Genomic DNA, 17,575 nt, shown 5'->3' on the forward strand with positions numbered 1-17,575 from the left:
CACCCGATCGGGTGCGCGGCGGTGTCGTCGTCAGCAGGTGCTCAGGGGAGTTCCTCGCAGGCGATGAGGTCGTTGTCCGAGTCCAGCCGGGCCACGTCGCCGTACAACGGGTAGTAGCGGTTGAACCACTCCTGGGCCTGCAGCTGGGTCGCGAAGTCCGAGCAGTTGACGGAGTCACCCGGGTTCGAGGGAGTGGCCGGCCCGGCTGCCCGGCGGACGCCGAGGGTGTCGATCCGGTCGCCGTTCCAGTCGCCGCTGAAGACGGTGTCGGTGGGCTCGCCGTAGTCCAGCGTCCGGTCGGCGACGCCCGAGGTGAGCGAGTGCCGGAGGAAGTAGGTGGCACCGCGGCGGACACCGAGGGTGTCCCCGGCCTGCCCGGCCGACCACCGGCCGACGAGCACCCGGTCGCCCGGGTCGCCGTAGGAGAACTCGCTCGAGGCGACCCCGGTGTTCAGGTCGTTCTTCACGAAGTAGTGCCCGCCGCGGCGGACCACCAGGGTGTCGGTGCCGTTGCCGTCCCAGTCCCCCACCAGCACGGTGTCGCCCGGGTCGCCGTAGACGAACGTGGTGTCCGCCCGGCCGGTGGTGACGCTGTTCTTGACGAAGAACGTGTTGCCGCGGCGGACGGCGAGGGTGTCGGTGCCGTTGCCGTCCCAGTCCCCCACCAGCACGGTGTCGCCCGGGTCGCCGTAGGAGAAGACGACGTCCGCCCCGCCCGAGGTGTTGCTGTTCCGCGCGTGGAAGGTGATGCCGCGGCGCACCATCAGGGTGTCGGTGCCGTTGCCGTCCCAGTCGCCGGCGTAGACCTCGTCCGCGTGGTCACCGTAGGTCAGCCGGATGTTGGCCTGGCCGGTGAATGCGTCGTTGAGGTAGTACTCCGCCCCCACACCGCCGACCGTCGTCCCCTGAGCCGCTGCCGGACCCATCGCCGTCAGCAGCCCCGCCGTGGCGACCGCAGCCGCCAGCCCTGCACGTGTTCCCCGTGACATGTCCCTGCCCCCGTTCGGGCGCCCCCGTGACGCCGCGCACACCGTGCCATGGATCGGCGCGTTCCGGAACTCCCCGGCCTCAGGGACCCCAGCCGCCCCGCCGTCCTCGGCCGGGAGCAGTGGAGGAGGTCAGTCGCGGCGACGGGCGCCGACGGCCACGGTGACGGCCAGTCCGACGGTGACCAGGCCGGCGACGGACCCGGCGAGGACCCCGACGCCGTCGGCGTTCAGCAGGGCGCTGGGCGCCATCGAGGACGCGGTCTGCAGATCGGCGGCGGGAACGGCCGAATAGCGGTCCTCACCGGGAGCCACCGCCCCGGTCGGGGTCGCAGCCTGGATGGGAGCGCTCGCTCGTGCCGTCGTCCGCTGCGGCACCGGGGTGCTCGCCGCGACCGGGGTCTCGGTGGGAGCCGCGGTCGCCGTCGGGGCCGGTGTCTCCACCGGAGCCGGCGCGTCCACCGAGGCCGAGGGCTCCGCGGCGGTGGGGGTCTCGGGCGCTGCGGCGGTCTCCGTCGGACCGGACCCCCCGACCGCAGCCTCCAGCAACGGCGCCTCCGGTGCGGGGTCCTCCTCAGTGGCGGTGGTCCCGGCCGGTTCCGGGACGTCGTCGGCCGCCGGGGTCTCGCTGGGCGTGGGCGTCGCGTCGGCGGCAGGGGCGGCGTCCTCGGCGGGAGCGGCGGTGTCCTCGGCGGGAGCGGCGGTGTCCTCGGCCGGTGCGGCCTCGCTCGGCTGCGCCTCGGCGGCTGCCCCGGACTCGGGCGACGGCACGGTGGGCGCCGGCTCCAGCAGCCCGTCGAGGACCACACCGGTCGCCGGCGCCGCGAACGTCAGGACGATCGACATCGGCTCAGGACCCTCGCCGAGCCCGTCCGCCACCACCACGGCCCGGCCGGGACCCTCGGTCGGCGTTCCCGCGGCGGTCCCGGTGGCATCGACATCGAGGTCGAGCACGCGGAGGAGGGCAGCCCCGCCGTCCCCCGGGACGAGCCGCGCCGCCGGGTCGGTGGCCGCGAGCGCGGTGAGCTCCTCGACGGTGCCCAGGTCGATGACCAGCGTGCTGCCCGGGCTCACGTCGAGCCGGGTGGGCGCGGCGTCCGGAGCCTCTCCGCCGGGGACCGCGACGTCCAGGCCGGTCACGCCGTCGGGTACGTGGAACAGCAGCTCGCCACCGGTGTCGTCGTGCGCGCAGCTCACGGTCGTCCCGTCGGCCGAGGACGCGCAGATGCCGGCGGCGCCGGCGACCGCGGCGTCCATCAGACCGAGGGTGGACAGGCCTCCGACCGCGGCGAGGGCCAGGGTCGAGCGGAGCGCGGCGCGTGACACGGAGGTACTCCCGGGGTCCGGCCGCCCACCCTCCGGCCGGTCGGCCGTCGAGCGACCGGTGGCGGCCTTCGATACCGGGACGTTATGAACTCAGATCAGGACAGAGCGTGAGGACACGCGACTCAGTGGCGAGGTCGGGACTCCTGTGACGACTGGGGCGTCCCGACGGCTGATCACCGTCCGGATCGCTGCGCCGCGGCCTGCCACGCCCTGTCGGCGATGATCCGCCCGGCCGTGACCGCGGCCTCGGGGGTGGGGTGCAGGTTGTCGGGGGTGGCCCAGGGCGCCCAGGCGTCCCCGTGGGCGACCGGCGTCCAGGGGTCGACGTAGCGCCACCCCATGTCGCTGGCGAGCGCGGCGAGCCGGGAGTTGAGCAGCGCGCGCTGCGCCGGGAACTCGGTGATCGGGACGATGCCGACGAGCAGGACCTCACGGGTGCCGACGGTGGCGGCGACGGCCCGCAGGTCGTCCGCGGTGACCTCCCACGGGATGCCGCGGAGCAGGTCGTTGGTGCCGGCCAGGAGCACGAGGACGTCGGCCGGGGTGCGGGTGACGTGGGCCCGCATGTCGCCCGCGGTCGCGCCGGGCACGGCCCACCCGCCGGCGAGCTGGAGGCGGCCGGCGGTCTCCCCGCGCACCCAGCCGTGGGGGCCGGGGACACCGAGGGAGTCGTGCGGCCCGAGCCCGGCGGTGATCGAGTCGCCGACCGCGACGTAGGTGCGCACGGGCGGACCGGCTGGGGCGGGTGCCGGCGGAGCGGGCCGGTCCACGCCGCCCACGACGTCGTTGCGGCGGACGCCGAGCCCGTCGCCGTACAGGGTCAGCGGCTGCCCGTCGGCCCCGACGGTCCGCTCCAGCTGCGCGGTGAAGGCGGTGTCGGTGGGGTTGCCGAAGTGGAACGTCGACCTGGTGCGCAGCGCGTGGCCGCCGCGTCGCGCCTCCGCCGTCCAGACCTCCTCGGAGAGGAAGTAGGCGTTGCCGCGGCGGACGGCCAGCGCGTCGGCGTGGTCGCCGGACTCCCCCGGCACGCCGTACGCGGGCGACGTGGCCCAGTCCCCCACCAGGACGGCGTCGCCGGGCTCACCGAACCAGAAGTCGTAGTCGGCGACGCCGGTGGTCGTGCTGTTCTTGACGAAGTAGTGGTTCCCGCGCCGCACCATGAGCGTGTCGGTGGTGACCGGGCGCAGGGCGTCGGCGGCGCTGGTGTCGCCGTCCCAGTTGCCCACCAGGACGGTGTCCCCGGGGTCGCCGTAGGCGAAGACGGAGTCGGCGACGCCGGTGGTCACGTCGTTCTTGACGTGGAAGACGTTGCCGCGCCGGACGGCGAGGGTGTCGGTGCCGTCGCCGTCCCAGTCGCCCACGAGCACGGTGTCGCCGGGGTTCCCGTAGGCGAAGCTGCGGCCGCCCTGCCCGCGGATGGTGAAGGTGTTGCCCCGCCGGACCATCGCGTCGTCGCGGCCGTCGGCGCCGAAGGAGCCGTCGGGACGGACGAAGTCGCCGAGGTACACCTCGTCGCCCGGGTCGCCGAACCAGTACTGCTCGACCGCGACGCCGGAGGTGTTGCCGGCGCCGGAGAGGAAGTAGTGGTTGCCCGCCCCGCCGACGGGGTCGCCCTGGGCGGACGCCGCCGGGACGCCGGCCCCACCAACGCCGACGGCCAGGACGACGGTCAGCGTGCCCAGCCGCCGCAGCGTGCCGCCCGGGCGCGGGGAACCGCACCCGCGCGCTGTCGCGTCCATCTCGCCGTTCTCCCCGTGGTTCCACCGTTCCGGTCGCACCGGCGGCAGGTGGTCGTGCCGGCCCTGGACGCGTCATGGGCCCGCAGCGGGGCCCACCCATCCGGCACGGCGCCACGTGCCCGAACGGCGGGGACACGTCCGACGACCCGCTGCCGGGCTCGGCCATGGTGGCACGGACGCCTCGCGACACGGCGCCGACACGACCGAGTCCCGATGGCGGGCGGACGACCCGCCCCGCGCTCAGTACGGGGGCGGGGTGCTGACTGCGGTGAGGCCGGCGGGGGTGGTGACGGTGAGGGTGCCGTCGTCGGTGAGGTGGTGCCTCCAGCCGGGGGCCTGGTGCTTGCCGCGGTGGTGGATGGTGCAGTAGCCGACCAGGTTGGCCGCGCTGGTGGGGCCGGCGGGCCAGGGGCGGGAGTGGTCGAGCTCGCCGCTCCGCGGGACGCGGCGGCGGCAGCCGGGGAAGCGGCAGCGGCGATCGCGGGCGCGGACGAACCGGTCGAGGGCGGCGCCGGGCCGGTAGCCGGCGGCCGGGCCTGGGGCACGCAGGCCGGGCCGGCCGGTGAGGTCGTGGCTGCAACCCTGCGGGCGGCGGCGGCAGGGCGGGGTGCCGCAGTGCGCCGCGCGGCGCAGGCCGGGTGCATCGGTGAGCGCCACCAGCGCACCGGTGAGGGCGTCGGTCAGGGCGATGCGCGGCCGGTCGGCCAGCCCGCCGCCGGCGGTGGCCGCGAGCAGTCCGGTCAGCTCGTCGCGGGCGGTCTCGGTCGCGGCGCCCAGGGCGGCGAGCGCGTCGGGCGCGGCGGAGACCGCGCCGGCGGGGCTCGCGGTCCAGGCGGTCTCGTCGGCGCTGTCGGCGGCGCGGGCGGTGCCCACCATCCGCCGTGCACGACCCAGCGCCTGCTGGGCGGTGTGCAGCGCGGCACCGGCGTCGTCGACCGCGCGGTCGGCCGCCGCCCACCACTCGACCCGCTCCGGTGGTGCCGAGGTGGCCGGATCCGGATCAGGGGCGGGATCGGGCGGCGGAACCCCGTCCGCACACCCATCGGTGCCGGCCGGAGCGCCGAGCCCGCCGGAGGAGGACCAGTCGGCTGCGGCGTCGGCGCCGGTCCGCTGCTCGTCTGCGGCCGCCTCGCTGCTGCGGTCCGGTTGACCGCCGTCGGGCCGGTCGGGTCGTGGCTCGGGTTCGCTGTGGACCTCCTCGCCGAGGACGCGCCGCTCGAGTTCGGCCCACCAGCGCTCGAGTTCCTCCTGCTCGGCCTGCTGCCACGGGAGCTCCGCCGCGTCGACCGTGGCGTCGCGTGGGCCTGCGCCGAGGGAGTCAGCGGCGGTCACCGCGCGGGTGGAGGTGCCCGCCGAGGCGGCCGCCGGGGAGCGCTGACCGGCGACGGCGCGCAGCAGTTGGCGGACCATCTCCGCCGGGACGACCTGGCCGTCGACCTCGCCGGGGGTGTCACCGCCGAGCAGCGTGCCGATCGAGGCGACCACGGTGAGCAGGACCTGCACCGGCGGCAGGTCGCTCTCGCCGGGACGCAGCACCAGGTCCAGCAGGCAGTCGACCATCCTCTGCCCGCGACTCCGCCCGTCCCCGGGATCGGGATCCAGGGCGTCGGCGCAGGCACCCAGCGCCCGGTACAGCGCCTGCGCCTCGGGCATCGTGCAGACCACGGTTAGCGCCGCCATCCCCTCGGTCCGCTCCGGGCGCAGGCTGATCCCGCGCTCGCGCAACGCCGCCGCCAGCCGCCGGGCGGCCGCGCGGGCATCGCGCTGGAGCACCACCCGGCGGGCCTTGGCGCCCAGCTGCGCCGGGGTGGTCACCGACCGGCCGCCCATCCAGGCCAGCAGCTCGCCCTCCACCTCCGCCCGCAACCGCTCGTCGGCGATCGGCGCGACCTTGTCCAGCAGGTGCCACAGGTGGCCCGTGTGCAGGACGCCGGTCTCCAGGGCGGCCAGGGTCGCCGGCAGCCGGTGCACCAGCGTCAGCGACCGCTCCAGCAGCTCCTCGGCCGCCGCCGCGGTGATGCCCAGCGCCAGCGACAGCTCCGGCGCCGCCCACTCGCTCACCGCCCGTAGCACCTCGGGTCGCGCGGCCCACCGCTCGGCGCTCATCGCGCCGGGCTCACCCTGCTGGCGATCGACGCACGCCGGCCGCGACGCGGCGAACTCCGCCACCGCCCGGGCACGCACCGCGGTCTGCCGCCCGATCTCCCGGTCCGCCGCCTGCACCGCACCCAACGGCCCCGACGCCCAACCGACCGCTGGCACGCGGAGGGCAGCGCCGGGCGATCCGCCCGACTCGACCCGGTCCGCCGCAAGCTCCACGGTTTCGATCATATGTTCGAATCGACACGTGCCACAACGCCTGTGGACAGAGAACTGCAGCTCAGCCGCGTGGAGCACCCATCACGGGAGTCGGGGCGGCAGGATCGAGAGGCCTCCCGCGTCTCACAACCGCCGGTAGTTGGTCGGCGCGTTGCGCGGACCGAACCGCGGGGCGCGCGCGACGCCGCCGGCCAGCAGCAGCCGCACCACCCGCTGGCGCTGGCCGCGCCACGGCTCGAGCAGGGCCATCATCGCGTCGTCGTCGGTGCGGGCGGCGCCGGTCAGCGCGAAGCCGACCTGGTTCTTCAGGTGGTAGTCGCCGTAGCTCACGGTGTCGGGGCAGCCGAACACCCGCTGCACCACCTCCGCCGCCGTCCAGACGCCGATGCCCGGCACCGACTTGAGGCGACGCTGCAGGTCGGCGCAGTCGACCGCCACCTCCGGCTCCAGCCGGGAGGCGACGCCGGCGACGGCGCGCAGGGCGCGGCGGCGGGCGCCGTCGAGGCCGCAGCGGTGCCACTCCCAGTCGGTGACCTCCAGGACCCGCCGCGGGGTCGGGATGACCTTCATCCCCTCGGGCGCAGGGCCGGGGGCGGGCTCACCGGCCAGCCGGATCAGTGCCCGCCACACCCGGTGCGCCTCGACGACGGTGACCTTCTGCTCCAGGACGGCGGGGACGAGGGCGTCCCAGGTGCGACCGGTGCGGCTCAGCCGCAGCCAGGGCGTGGTGCGGTGCAGCCGGGTGACCAGCGGGTGCCCGCCGGGATCCAACTCATCCGGCCGGTCGTCGGCGCCGAGCCAGCCGGGCACCGCGGCCCCGGCGCGCTCGGCGCCGGGGCCCCACGCGGTCACCCGCACCTCCCCGGCGCACACGACGATGCGGACGGTGGCCGGCCCGTCGACGGTGCTCACGGTGCGCCAGGTCGCGCCGTCGACGTGCCGCAGCGTCGGGTCGCCGGCGCTGCGCTGGTGCGGGAAGAGGGTCCGGCGGAGGTCCAGCGGCCAGTCCGGCCGCCAGACGTCGGTGAAGACCGGCGCCTCGAGGGTCGTGCTCAGGTGGTGCTCCCCGGGGAAGAGGGACGGACTGTCAGCGCGGCGCCATCCGGAGCGCGCCGTCCATCCGGATGACCTCGCCGTTCAGGTAGCCGTGCTCGACGATGTCCAGGGCCAGCTCGGCGAAGTCCGACGGGCGGCCCAGGCGCTTGGGGAAGGGTATGCCCGCCGACAGGCTCTGACGGGCCTCCTCGGGCAGGCTGCCGAGCAGCGGGGTGTCGACCAGGCCGGGGGCGATGGTGCACACCCGGACGCCGACGCCGGAGAGGTCGCGCGCCGCCGGCAGTGTCATGCCGACGATGCCGCCCTTGGACGCCGAGTACGCGATCTGCCCGATCTGCCCGTCGTAGGCCGCGATGGAGGCGGTGTTCACCACGACGCCGCGCTCTCCGTCCTCCCCCGGCTCGGTGGCGGCCATCGCGGCGGCGGCCAGGCGCAGCACGTTGAACGTGCCGACCAGGTTGACCATCACGGTGCGGACGAACGGGTCGAAGTCGTGCGGCACGTTCCCCTTGCCGACGGTGCGCTGCGCCGTGCCGATGCCGGCGCAGTTGACCGCGATCCGCAGCGGCCGGTCCTTGCCGGTGGCCTCGGCGACGGCCGCCTCCACCGACGCGGGGTCGGTGACGTCGGTGCGGACGAAGGTGGTGTGCCCGCCGAGCTCGGCGGCCAGCTCCTTCCCGCGGTCCTCCTGGATGTCGAGGATCGTAACGGCCGCCCCGCGGGCGACCAGGGCGCGGGTGGTGGCCTCGCCGAGGCCGGAGGCGCCTCCGGACACGACGGCGGCGACGTCGAAGCTCTTCATGCTGCGGACCCTAGCCGTGCGCGGGGCCGACGGTCCGCCCGCGCGGCGGGGCGGGCACGGGCACCCCCGTACCCTGCGAAGGGGTATCTCCGAGAGAAGAGGCAGGGCATGTTCGAGACGCTGACCGGGGACGTCCAGGGGCCCCTCGAGGTCAAGGGTTCCGTCAAGGTCGAGGGAACTGTGCACGGTGGTGCGGTGGTCACCGGCCGGTTCGAGCTGAACGGCACCTGCAAGGGCCCGCTCGAGGTGCGACTGGACGGCCAGGCCGAGGTCCGCGGAATCGTCGAGGGCGACGTACACGCGCGCGGCGGGAAGCTGCGGCTCAGCGGCGTGGTGAAGGGCAAGCTCGGCGTCAAGGAGGGTGCGGACGTGCTCGTGGCGGTCGGCACCGTGCTCAACGGCCGCCAGCTGCTGCCCGACGGCTCGTTCAATCCTCTCCCGGGCGAGGGCACATACCGCATCCCTCGGGACGCCGCGATGCTGCGCCCCACCCAGAACGGCCCGTGGACGCCGGCGGAGTGAGCCGGCCGCCGCGCTGACGCCCCCGCCTCGGGGGGACAGCGGCACCCCGACGAGAAAGAGGGCGGTTCCCCTGAAGGGACCGCCCTCTTCGCGTCGGCGGGTCAAGCCACCCGAACCGGACACATGCCCTGTCGGCGAACTAGCGACCGCCCGTCTTTCGTCACGCGACATGTCGCTCTGTGAGACATCGCACACCGCACATCCCAGGAAACGTCCGAACCCCCGCTCGGACCGGCAGGTCCGAGCGGGGGTCCGTATGTGGCGGTCGGGCGCAAGGAAGAACACGGCGACCCCCCGCCCGCCGCAAGGATGTGCGGAACCCCCGTCCGTGCCCGGAGGCACGGACGGGGGTCCGACGGGTTACTGCGGTGGTGCGGTGCCGCTCTCAGCCCGAAGGCTCAGTGCGACGTGGGTCGAGGATCAGCCGAAGTTGCGACGGACACCCAGGCCGTCACCGGTGATCTGCAGCGGCTCGCCGGTGCCCTCGTAGGTCGGGTCGCCGTCCTCGTCGAGGATGACCTCACCCTTCAGGTGCTCCATCACCGACTCGCCACCCTTGTAGGCGGGCAGCAGTTCCCCGCCGACGTAGGTGAGCTGCTCGCCACCCTTGAAGTAGATCGGGTCGGACTTCTTGTCAGCGTCGAGGTCCGCGACCTTCTTGGCGTCCACAGACTTCGCCGTGTAGGTGTACCGGTCCTCGTCGTCCATCCCAGCGGCAACAGGGGCCCAAGCGAAGTTGGCGGCATCCGAGACCTCGAGGTCCTGGAGCTTGGCCCACTCGGCTCGCGCCGCCGTGGCCTTGTCCTCAGCGTCCTTCGCCGCGGCGTCGGCGTCGGCCTTCACCGTCGGGTTCGGGGAAGCCTTGACGCGCTCCGCCTCCCACGCAGCCGCCTTCTCCACCGCAGTGGCGGCCGCAGCATCAGCGTCGGCCTGCGCGGTCTTGGCCACGCCGTACTGAGTGTCGACAGCCGCGCTGACGTAGCGCCAGGTCGGCATGACCTGGCCGGCACGGGCCACGACGGCGTCCCCGGCCTTAGCCCGGTCAGCGGCGTACTTGTCGGCTGCAACGTACTCCGGAGCCGGCAGCGCCGGCGGGGTCGGCGTGGTGAAGACGACCTCGCCGTCCTTGTCCAGCTTGTAGTCGGCAGTCGACTGCGTCAGGACCGTGTCACCAGCGCGAGGACCGAAGTTGCCCGCGACAGCAGCCGGGACATCGACGTAGGTGGCGAGCTCGCCATCAACGCGGACGCGGAGCTCACCCTCGCGGTGGACCTGGGTCCAGCCCTTCTTGACGCTGTACTTGTTCGACTTGCCGGCCAGGTCGACATCAGGGTAGTTCTTGTTGTCAGCGTCGAGCTGGCCCCAGGTCATGGGCTTGCCATCCTCGCCACGCTTGTACGAACCATCCTCGAGCACGACCAGGTCGTCCTTGTGGTGGATGATCTCCGTGCCGTCAGCGGCGTAGGTCAGCTCCGTGCCGGCAGCGTCCACGCGAGGCTCACCGCCCCGGTAGGTCACCCGGTCGCCGGTGACGAAGACCTTCTCCTCGCCGCCCTTGGCCGTGACCGGCTTGCCGGTCACCGGGTCCTTGACGGGCTTGCCGTCGACCCAGTTGATGATGGTCTCACCAGCCTCGTAGGTGGCCGCCTTGTCCTCGTAGTAGGTGGCCTCGCGCACCTCGTCGATGATCGGGTCACCGTTCTCGTCGACCATGTCGGTCGGCAGGGAGACGACGAAGACGTTGTCGTCCGGGTTGCCGTAACCGAAGACGCGGTCGGTCTTCAGCGGGCCGGAACCGAGCTCGGAGGAGAGGTGGTACTCGAAGCCGCGCCGGACAGCCAGCTGGTCAGCACCGTCGCCACTCTTGCTCTCAGCGGCGTTCGACCAGTCGCCGACGAGGATGGTGTCGTTGGCCTCGCCGAAGACGAAGGTGTACTCGGCCTTGCCGCTCTCCGTGTCGTTCTTGACGTGGTAGGTGGCGCCACGACGGACGATCAGGGTGTCCTTGTCGTCGTTGTCCCAGTCACCGACCAGAACGGTGTCACCGGCGTCGCCGTAGTAGAACTCCTTGTCGGCCTTGCCGCTCTTCTGGTTGTCGTTCTTCACGAAGAACTTGTTGCCACGACGCACGGCCAGGCTGTCGACGCCGTCGCCGTCCCAGTCGCCAACGAGGACCTCGTCGCCGGCGTCGCCGTAACCGAAGACGTTGACGGTCTTGCCGTCCTTGTCGGCCACGTGGAAGCCAAAGCCACGGCGGATCATCGGGGTGTCGACGCCGTCGCCGTCCCAGTCGCCGAAGTAGACCTCGTCGCTCGGGTCACCGAAGACCATGACCTTCTGGGCCTGACCGGACGTGTTGCCGGCGCCGCTCAGGTAGTAGACGTTGCCCGAGCCCGCCACCGGGTTGCCCTGGGCGGCGGCCGGGGAGAGGGCGCCAGCCAGCAGACCGGCAGACAGCCCCGCGGTCAGGACGCTGACCGTAAGTGCTCGCTTGCTCATGGATCCTCCATCAGTCGCGCCCCGTGTTGGGCGACTGACAGAAAGTTAGCAGTGAGCGAGCTCTGCACAAGGACGCCGCACGGCAACTTCCACCGCCATGTCGCCATGTCGTCGTGAGCACTTGATGCCCGAATCGAGTCGGAAAGCACCGACACGGGTGACACTCACCAGTGTGGGTGTCGACTCCTCGTCACTCTCCGACATGCGGAACCACTCCAGTGACCTAATGGGGTTCCTGGGAGCTCCCTGAGGGCCCGACGGGCGACGCGGCCGAAATTTCCCGCCGTCGTCACATGAGTCACATCCGACCCCAGACGCCTCGCGCGTGTCGTCACAGGCGTCCCACGCGTACCGGAGGACCGCCCGACGAGCTCCGATCACCCGCCCTAGGGTGGTCAGCGAGCGCCGTCCGGCGCGGACGAAGGGGGAATCGGGTGGCGAGCCAGCTCTCCGCCGTCACCCGGCAGGTCGGGCCGGTGGCGATCGGCCTGGGGGTGCTGGGCCTGGCGTCCTTCGCCTTCCTCTCCGTCAGCGGCCGCGCGCTCGGCCCGGCTGAATTGGCGCCGCTGGGCACGCTGTGGGTGCTCATCAACGCCCTGGGCCCCGCGCTCTTCCAGCCCCTGGAGCAAGAGGTGGGCCGCGCCGTCGCCTCCCGCGCCGCGCACGGGCAAGGCGCGCGTCCGGTCTTCCTGCGCGCGTGCGCGCTCGCGGGCGGGCTGATCGTGCTGGCGGGCGCCGTCCTCCTCCTCGCGCGCGAGCCGCTGGCCGACGAGGTCTTCGCCGGGCAGGACGTCCTGGTCGCCGCCCTCTTCCTCGGGCTGGTCGGCCTGGGCGCCGAGCACCTCACGCGCGGGGCGTTCGCCGGCGGCGGCGCCTTTCCCCGCTACGGCGCGCAGCTGGGCATCGACGGGGTGCTGCGCATCGGCAGCGCCGCCGTCCTCGCGGTCGTCGGCGTCAGCACCGCCGGCTGGTACGGCGTCTTCCTGGGTCTCGCGCCGATCGCCGCCGTCCTGCTGACCGCCGGCTGGCTCGGGCCGGCCAACCAGCCCGGCCCCCACCACTCCTGGGGCGAGCTCTCCCACGCCGTCGGGTGGCTGACCCTCGGCGCCCTGGCGAGCCAGTTCGTCATCAACGCCGCCCCAGTGGCCGCCAACCTGCTCGCCGGCCCGCAGGAGCAGGCCCGCGCGGGCATCTTCATCAGCGTCCTGGTGCTCGCCCGCGTGCCGCTGTTCCTCTTCGCCGCCATCCAGGCGTCGTTCCTGCCCGGCATGGCCGCACTGGCCGCCGAGGGCGACACCGCCGGCTTCCGCCGCCGCCTCAACCTCATCGCCGGCGCGGTCACCGCCCTCGGCGCCGCCGGGCTGCTGGTCATCCTCGCCGTCGGGCCCTGGCTGGTGCGGCTGGTCTACGGCGCCGAGTACGTCACCACCCGCGCCGACCTGTGGCCCCTCGCCGCGGCCAGCGGCCTGTTCATGCTCGCCTCGGTGCTGGCCCAGACCCTGGTCTCCGTGCGCGGCTACCGCGCCTCAGTCCTCGGCTGGCTCGCCGGCACCGCGGCCTTCCTCCTGGGCCTGCTCGTCCCGTTCCGCCTGGAGCAGCGGGTCGGGTTCGCCTTCCTCGCCGGCAGCGCGGTCGCCGTGCTCGTGCTGGCGATCGCCATGCGCCGGCGCCTGCGCTCCCCGCTGAACGCGGGGATGCCGGCGTCCACCCGAGGAGAGGACATCCCCTGGACCTGACCGCGGTCGTGCTCGCCTACGGCGAGCAGCCCTATCTCTACGACGTCGTCGACCGGATCCTCGCCTCGACGGGGGTGTCGGTGCACGTGGTCGTCGTCGACAACGGCTGCACCAGCCCGTCCCTGGAGCCGCTGCGCGAGCGCCCCGGCGTCACGCTGCTCGAGCCGGGCACCAACACCGGCTTCACCGGCGGCTGCAACCTCGGCGCCACCGCCACGGACTCCGAGTACCTGGCGTTCATCAACTCCGACGCCCTCGTCGAGCCCGACGCGCTGGCCGAGCTGGCGAAGGTGGCGTCACGGCCGGAGGTCGGCATCGCGTCGGCCAGCCTGCGCCTGGCCGAGACGCCGGAGCTGCTGAACTCCGCGGGCAACCCGGTGCACGTCCTCGGCCTGTCGTGGTCGGGGCACCTGGGCGAGCCGGCCGCGGACTTCCCGGTCGAGCGCACCGTCACCAGCGCCACGGGCGCGGCCTTCGTCCTGCGGCGGGAGGTGTGGGACGCCCTCGGGGGCTTCACCGAGCGCTTCTTCGCCTACTCCGAGGACGCCGACCTGTCGCTGCGCTGCTGGCAGCAGGGCTGGGAGGTGCACTACGTGCCGGGCGCGGTCGTGGCCCACCACTACGAGTTCAGCCGCAACACCGCGAAGTTCTACCTGCTGGAGCGCAACCGGCTGGCCATGGTGCTCAGCCTCTACGAGGGCCGCACCCTCGCGCTGCTCTCCCCCGCGCTGCTCGCGTTCGAGGTGGCGATGCTGGCGGTCGCCGTCGTCAACGGCTGGCTGCCGGCCAAGCTGCGCGGCTACCGGTGGCTGCTCGCCGAGCGGCGGTGGCTGGCGCAGCACCGGCGGGAGGTCCAGGGCGCGCGCCGGCGCCGGGACCGGGAGCTGGCCGAGCTGCTCACCGCGCGCTTCGACCAGTCCGTGCTGCCGCTACCGGCCGGCGGTGGGCTCCTGAACACGGTCATGAACGGCTACTGGGGCCTGGTCCGCCGCCTGCTGTGACCGAGCCTGCACCGCCTCGACGTGGCGCAGCGCGGCGTCGGCGAGCGCGACCTGGCGGGCCAGCAGCACCAGCCGCGCCTCCTGCTCCCGGAACCGGACGCTCGTGCTGCCCACCAGGTAGATGATCACCAGGGCGAGGCCGTAGAGCAGCAGGTCGGTGCCGCGGGTGACACCGGTCCAGTCCGCCAGGGCCTGCAGGGTGTCGGGGAAGAGCACCGCGAGGACGCCGGCGACGATGGTGAGGACGGCGAGGATCTTCCGCCGGGCCTGCCCGCGCAGCGAGGTGCGGGAGCGGAGGGAGCTCACCACGGCGAAGACGAGCGCCGGGACGAGCAGCAGCTGGATGATCACTTGCGACCCCAGTTCGTGACCCGGTGCGCGGCCACCTCGGTCAGGATGTTGACGCTGTTCAGCAGCGGCTGGCCCTTGGACCGCGAGTAGTCCGTGTACAGGATGTGCACGGGGTACTCGACGATCCGGTACTCGGGGCGGGTCAGGTACCGCTCCAGCTCCGAGGCGTAGGCCATGCCGGCGTGCGAGAGCCGGATGTCGGCGGCGACGTGCCGGGCGACGATCCGCAGCCCGTTGTGCGCGTCGGTCAGCCGGGTGGCGCCGCCGCGGTTGAGCAGCTTGGCCGCCGTCCGCAGGATCGTCCGGCGCAGCCAGCTCATCTGGGTCGGCCCGTCGCCCTCGAGGAACCGCGAGCCCATGACGACGTCGTAGCCCTCGCGGATCTTCTCGATCATGCCGAGCAGGTCGGCGAGCTGGTGCTGGCCGTCGGCGTCGAAGCAGGCGATGTAGCGGGCGTCGGTGAGCATCAGCGCCGACTCGAACCCGGTCTGCAGCGCGCCGCCGGCCCCCAGGTTGATCGGGTGACTCACGCGGAACGCGCCGGCCTTGTCGATCTCCTCGGCCGAGTCGTCGGTGCTGGCGTCGTCGACCGCGATGACCGACAGCCCGGCGGCGACCAGCTCGGCGATGACGCCGCCGACCACGGGGCCCTCGTTGTAGACCCGGACGATGACGACGGTGTCGTCCCACGACGGGTCGGCAGGGTTCGGCGCGCCGACCGCCTGGGTGCCCAGCGACGAGTCCATCGCCTCGGATGCTAGGGCCGGCGGGGTCGCGCCCGCACGGAGAGCAACCGAGTCATACGTCACTGTCATCGTTTCGCCACTCCGTCGAGTCTCGGCCGCGGTCCAGCGGTGCGCGGGACGACCGGACGGGTGCTCCCCCGTGTCCCTCTCGGCAGCGTCGCGGGACGGACCGGTCCGATCCCCCCGCCACGCCGACGGTTGGTGAGGAGAACGCCACGTTGGGCAACATGCTTCCCACTGGTCCCGTGGAACCGGTCACGTCCACCGGCCGCCGCGGGACCCCGGCGGTCAGGAGAAGCGGGACGCGTGGGCGGCCTCCACCGCGGCCAGCAGCTGCTTGACCCGCTCGGCGTCGGCCATCGGGCAGACCATCGTCACGTCCGCGGTGTGCACCACCACGCTGTCGCGCACGCCGACCAGCGCCACCAGGTGGTCGGGGTCGTCGCTGAGCACCACGTTGCGCTCGCTGTCCAGCAGCACGGTCAGCCCGCGCAGCGCATTGCCCGCGCCGTCGGCCTCCAGCGTGCCGGCCAGCGCCGGCCACGACCCGACGTCCAGCCAGTCGACGTCGAGGTCGACGACCAGCACCCGCCCCCGCTCGGTGGCCGCCGGCTCCAGGACCGCGTAGTCGACGCTGATCTTCGGCAGCGACGGGAAGACCTCGGCCAGGACGGCGTCCCGCTCCGGACCCGCCGGGGCGGCCACCACCCGCGCCAGCCCGGCCGCCGACTCGGGCAGGTGCTCGGCGAGCGCGTCGAGCACCGTCCGCGCCCGCCACACGAACATGCCGGAGTTCCACAGGTACTCCCCCGACGCCAGGTAGGCCTCGGCGGTGGCGCGGTCCGGCTTCTCCCGGAACGAGGCCGCCTCGGCCGCGCCGGGGACCTCCGTCGGCGCGCCCCGCTGGACGTAGCCGAAGCCGGTCGCCGGCGCCGTGGGGGTGATGCCGAGGGTGACCAGCGCGCGGGGGCGGCGGGCGAGGACGTCGTAGGCGGTGGTGAGCGCGGCCGCGAACCGCTCGACCGGGCGGATGACGTGGTCGGCGCTCACCACGGCCAGCTCGGCGTCCGGGTCGACGTCGGCCACCAGCGCGGCGGCCAGGCCGACGGCGTTGGCGGTGTCGCGGGCGGTCGGCTCCAGGATCAGCCGGTCGGCGCCCAGCTCGGGCAGCGCGGCGCGCACCTGCTCGCCGTAGCGGGCCGCGGTGCACACCCAGATCTGCTCGACGGGCAGCACGGCCCGCAGCCGGTCGAACGCCTCGGCCAGCAGGCTGTGCGCGCCACCGCCGTCGTCGGCGACCACGTCGAGCAGCTGCTTGGGCCGGGCGGCGCGCGACAGCGGCCACAGCCGCGTCCCCGAGCCGCCAGCCATGATCACGGCGTGGCGCATCAGCTCTCCCCCGGTCCGCCCACGTCGTCGGCCCGCCGCTGGAAGCGGGCCCCCGCGGCCACCCGGCCGTTGACGTAGGAGACGAGCATCCGGGCGCCGAGGCCACCGCGCAGGGCCAGCCGCAGCGGCGCGTTCCGCCGTCCCGGGTACTGGCCGGACAGGTAGCGCAGGGCGCTGGTGTGGTGCACCCGCTGCATGCGGTGCGGCTCGCGCCGGGTCGAGTGTCCGCCCTCGTGCTCGACCACGGCCGAGGGCGCGTACACGTTCAGCCAGCCGCGGCGGCCCAGCCGCTCGGCGAGGTCGACGTCCTCGAAGTACATGAAGTAGCCCGGGTCGAACCCGCCGACCGACCAGAAGGCGGCCAGGTCGACCAGCAGGCAGGAACCGGACAGCCAGCCGGCCGGACGCTCCCGCGGCGCCTCACGCTCGCGCCGGTACCGCGCCGTCCACGGGTTGGCCGGCCAGGCCCAGCCCAGCAGCGCGTGCCCCGCACCCGTCGACAGCTGCGGCAGGTCGCGGGCCGAGGGGTACAGCTCGCCGTCCGGCGTGCGGATCGCCGGGCCGACCGTCGCCGCGCGGGGCCACCGCGCCGCCACGGCGAGCAGCTCGTCGATCGACCCGGGGTGGAACCGGACGTCGGGGTTGGCCACCACGGCGTACCCCTCGGTCAGCCCGGCCAGCCCGGCGTTGACCGCGGCGCCGTAGCCGATGTTCCCGCCGGTGCGCAGCAGCCGGACGTGCGGGTACCGGGCCGCGGCCCGCTCCGGCGCGCCGTCGGTGGAGCCGTTGTCGGCCAGCACGACCTCGACCGGGCGGGTGGTCGCCGCGGCCAGCGACTCCAGGAAGCCGTCGAGGGCCTCCCCGGGTGAGTAGGTGACGGCGACCACGCGCAGCGGCGTCGTCCCGGGGTCGTCGTGCACGGGCCAACCCTAGGCGGGCGCCGGTCCGGCCGATCGCGGCAGCCCGACGTCCCGGCCACCACGCAGTCCTGCGGACGCTTGCGCTCTGCCCACGACGGTGGGCAGAGCACGAGCCTGCGCGAGGCCACACCTGCCGGCGGTGACGGGCGGGCGCCGGGCCGCGGTCGGGGTCCCCGTGCGGGC

General features: G+C 74.0%; 14 protein-coding genes. 3 read left to right on the forward strand and 11 right to left on the reverse strand.

The genetic code is table 11. The features are described 5' to 3' along the window. Positions 1 to 41: 41 nt before the first annotated feature. From ACI79E_RS04675 to ACI79E_RS04700, 6 genes are all read right to left on the reverse strand, one after another. The gene (locus ACI79E_RS04675) at positions 42 to 887 is read right to left on the reverse strand and encodes a hypothetical protein (RefSeq protein ID WP_456931375.1); all 846 of its coding nucleotides are present in this window, start codon (positions 885 to 887) and stop codon (positions 42 to 44) included. 231 nt (positions 888 to 1,118) lie between these two features. Beyond that, a complete protein-coding gene (locus tag ACI79E_RS04680; protein WP_456931376.1) occupies positions 1,119 to 2,312 on the reverse strand; it encodes a hypothetical protein in 1,194 nt (397 codons plus the stop codon). A 173-nt stretch (positions 2,313 to 2,485) separates the two neighbouring features. Beyond that, a complete protein-coding gene (locus tag ACI79E_RS04685) occupies positions 2,486 to 4,051 on the reverse strand; it encodes an SGNH/GDSL hydrolase family protein (RefSeq protein WP_456931377.1) in 1,566 nt (521 codons plus the stop codon). 240 nt (positions 4,052 to 4,291) lie between these two features. Next, positions 4,292 to 6,274, reverse strand: coding sequence for a DUF222 domain-containing protein (locus tag ACI79E_RS04690; RefSeq protein ID WP_456931378.1), 1,983 nt, complete (start codon positions 6,272 to 6,274; stop codon positions 4,292 to 4,294). Positions 6,275 to 6,493: 219 nt separating this feature from the next. Next, positions 6,494 to 7,282, reverse strand: a complete 789-nt coding sequence (locus tag ACI79E_RS04695) for a DNA-3-methyladenine glycosylase family protein (RefSeq protein ID WP_456931379.1) — start codon at positions 7,280 to 7,282, stop codon at positions 6,494 to 6,496. A gap of 175 nt (positions 7,283 to 7,457) precedes the next feature. Beyond that, a complete protein-coding gene (locus ACI79E_RS04700; protein ID WP_456931380.1) occupies positions 7,458 to 8,228 on the reverse strand; it encodes an SDR family NAD(P)-dependent oxidoreductase in 771 nt (256 codons plus the stop codon). Positions 8,229 to 8,336: 108 nt separating this feature from the next. Here ACI79E_RS04700 and ACI79E_RS04705 point away from each other — a divergent pair, with 108 nt between their 5' ends. Then, positions 8,337 to 8,750, forward strand: coding sequence for a hypothetical protein (locus ACI79E_RS04705; RefSeq protein ID WP_456931381.1), 414 nt, complete (start codon positions 8,337 to 8,339; stop codon positions 8,748 to 8,750). Between the two features lie 420 nt (positions 8,751 to 9,170). On the opposite strand, the gene ACI79E_RS04710 is transcribed toward ACI79E_RS04705, so the two are convergent. Then, a complete protein-coding gene (locus ACI79E_RS04710; RefSeq protein ID WP_456931382.1) occupies positions 9,171 to 11,249 on the reverse strand; it encodes a hypothetical protein in 2,079 nt (692 codons plus the stop codon). A gap of 434 nt (positions 11,250 to 11,683) precedes the next feature. Between ACI79E_RS04710 and ACI79E_RS04715 the strand changes: the two genes are divergently transcribed. Both ACI79E_RS04715 and ACI79E_RS04720 read left to right on the forward strand, forming a co-directional pair. Then, positions 11,684 to 12,985: a lipopolysaccharide biosynthesis protein gene (locus ACI79E_RS04715; RefSeq protein ID WP_456931383.1), complete on the forward strand. Its 1,302-nt coding sequence runs from the start codon at positions 11,684 to 11,686 to the stop codon at positions 12,983 to 12,985. An 8-nt stretch (positions 12,986 to 12,993) separates the two neighbouring features. After that, on the forward strand, positions 12,994 to 13,986 hold the full coding sequence (locus tag ACI79E_RS04720; RefSeq protein ID WP_456931384.1) for a glycosyltransferase family 2 protein: 993 nt from the start codon (positions 12,994 to 12,996) through the stop codon (positions 13,984 to 13,986). On the opposite strand, the gene ACI79E_RS04725 is transcribed toward ACI79E_RS04720, so the two are convergent. From ACI79E_RS04725 to ACI79E_RS04740, 4 genes are all read right to left on the reverse strand, one after another. Continuing rightward, positions 13,915 to 14,337 carry a DUF2304 family protein gene (locus tag ACI79E_RS04725; RefSeq protein WP_456931385.1) on the reverse strand — a complete coding sequence of 141 codons (423 nt, stop codon included), beginning with the start codon at positions 14,335 to 14,337 and terminating at the stop codon, positions 13,915 to 13,917. The genes ACI79E_RS04720 and ACI79E_RS04725 overlap by 72 nt on opposite strands. Beyond that, positions 14,334 to 15,083, reverse strand: coding sequence for a glycosyltransferase family 2 protein (locus tag ACI79E_RS04730; protein WP_456931386.1), 750 nt, complete (start codon positions 15,081 to 15,083; stop codon positions 14,334 to 14,336). The genes ACI79E_RS04725 and ACI79E_RS04730 overlap by 4 nt, the downstream gene beginning before the upstream one ends. A 288-nt stretch (positions 15,084 to 15,371) precedes the next feature. Beyond that, positions 15,372 to 16,472, reverse strand: a complete 1,101-nt coding sequence (locus ACI79E_RS04735) for a mannose-1-phosphate guanylyltransferase (protein ID WP_456931387.1) — start codon at positions 16,470 to 16,472, stop codon at positions 15,372 to 15,374. Continuing rightward, positions 16,472 to 17,392 (reverse strand): glycosyltransferase family 2 protein, encoded by a 921-nt coding sequence (locus ACI79E_RS04740; RefSeq protein WP_456931388.1) that lies wholly within the window; start codon positions 17,390 to 17,392, stop codon positions 16,472 to 16,474. Before ACI79E_RS04740 ends, ACI79E_RS04735 begins: the two co-directional genes overlap by 1 nt. Between the last annotated feature and the right edge of the window lie 183 nt (positions 17,393 to 17,575).

Source organism: Geodermatophilus sp. SYSU D00079 (assembly GCF_054050635.1).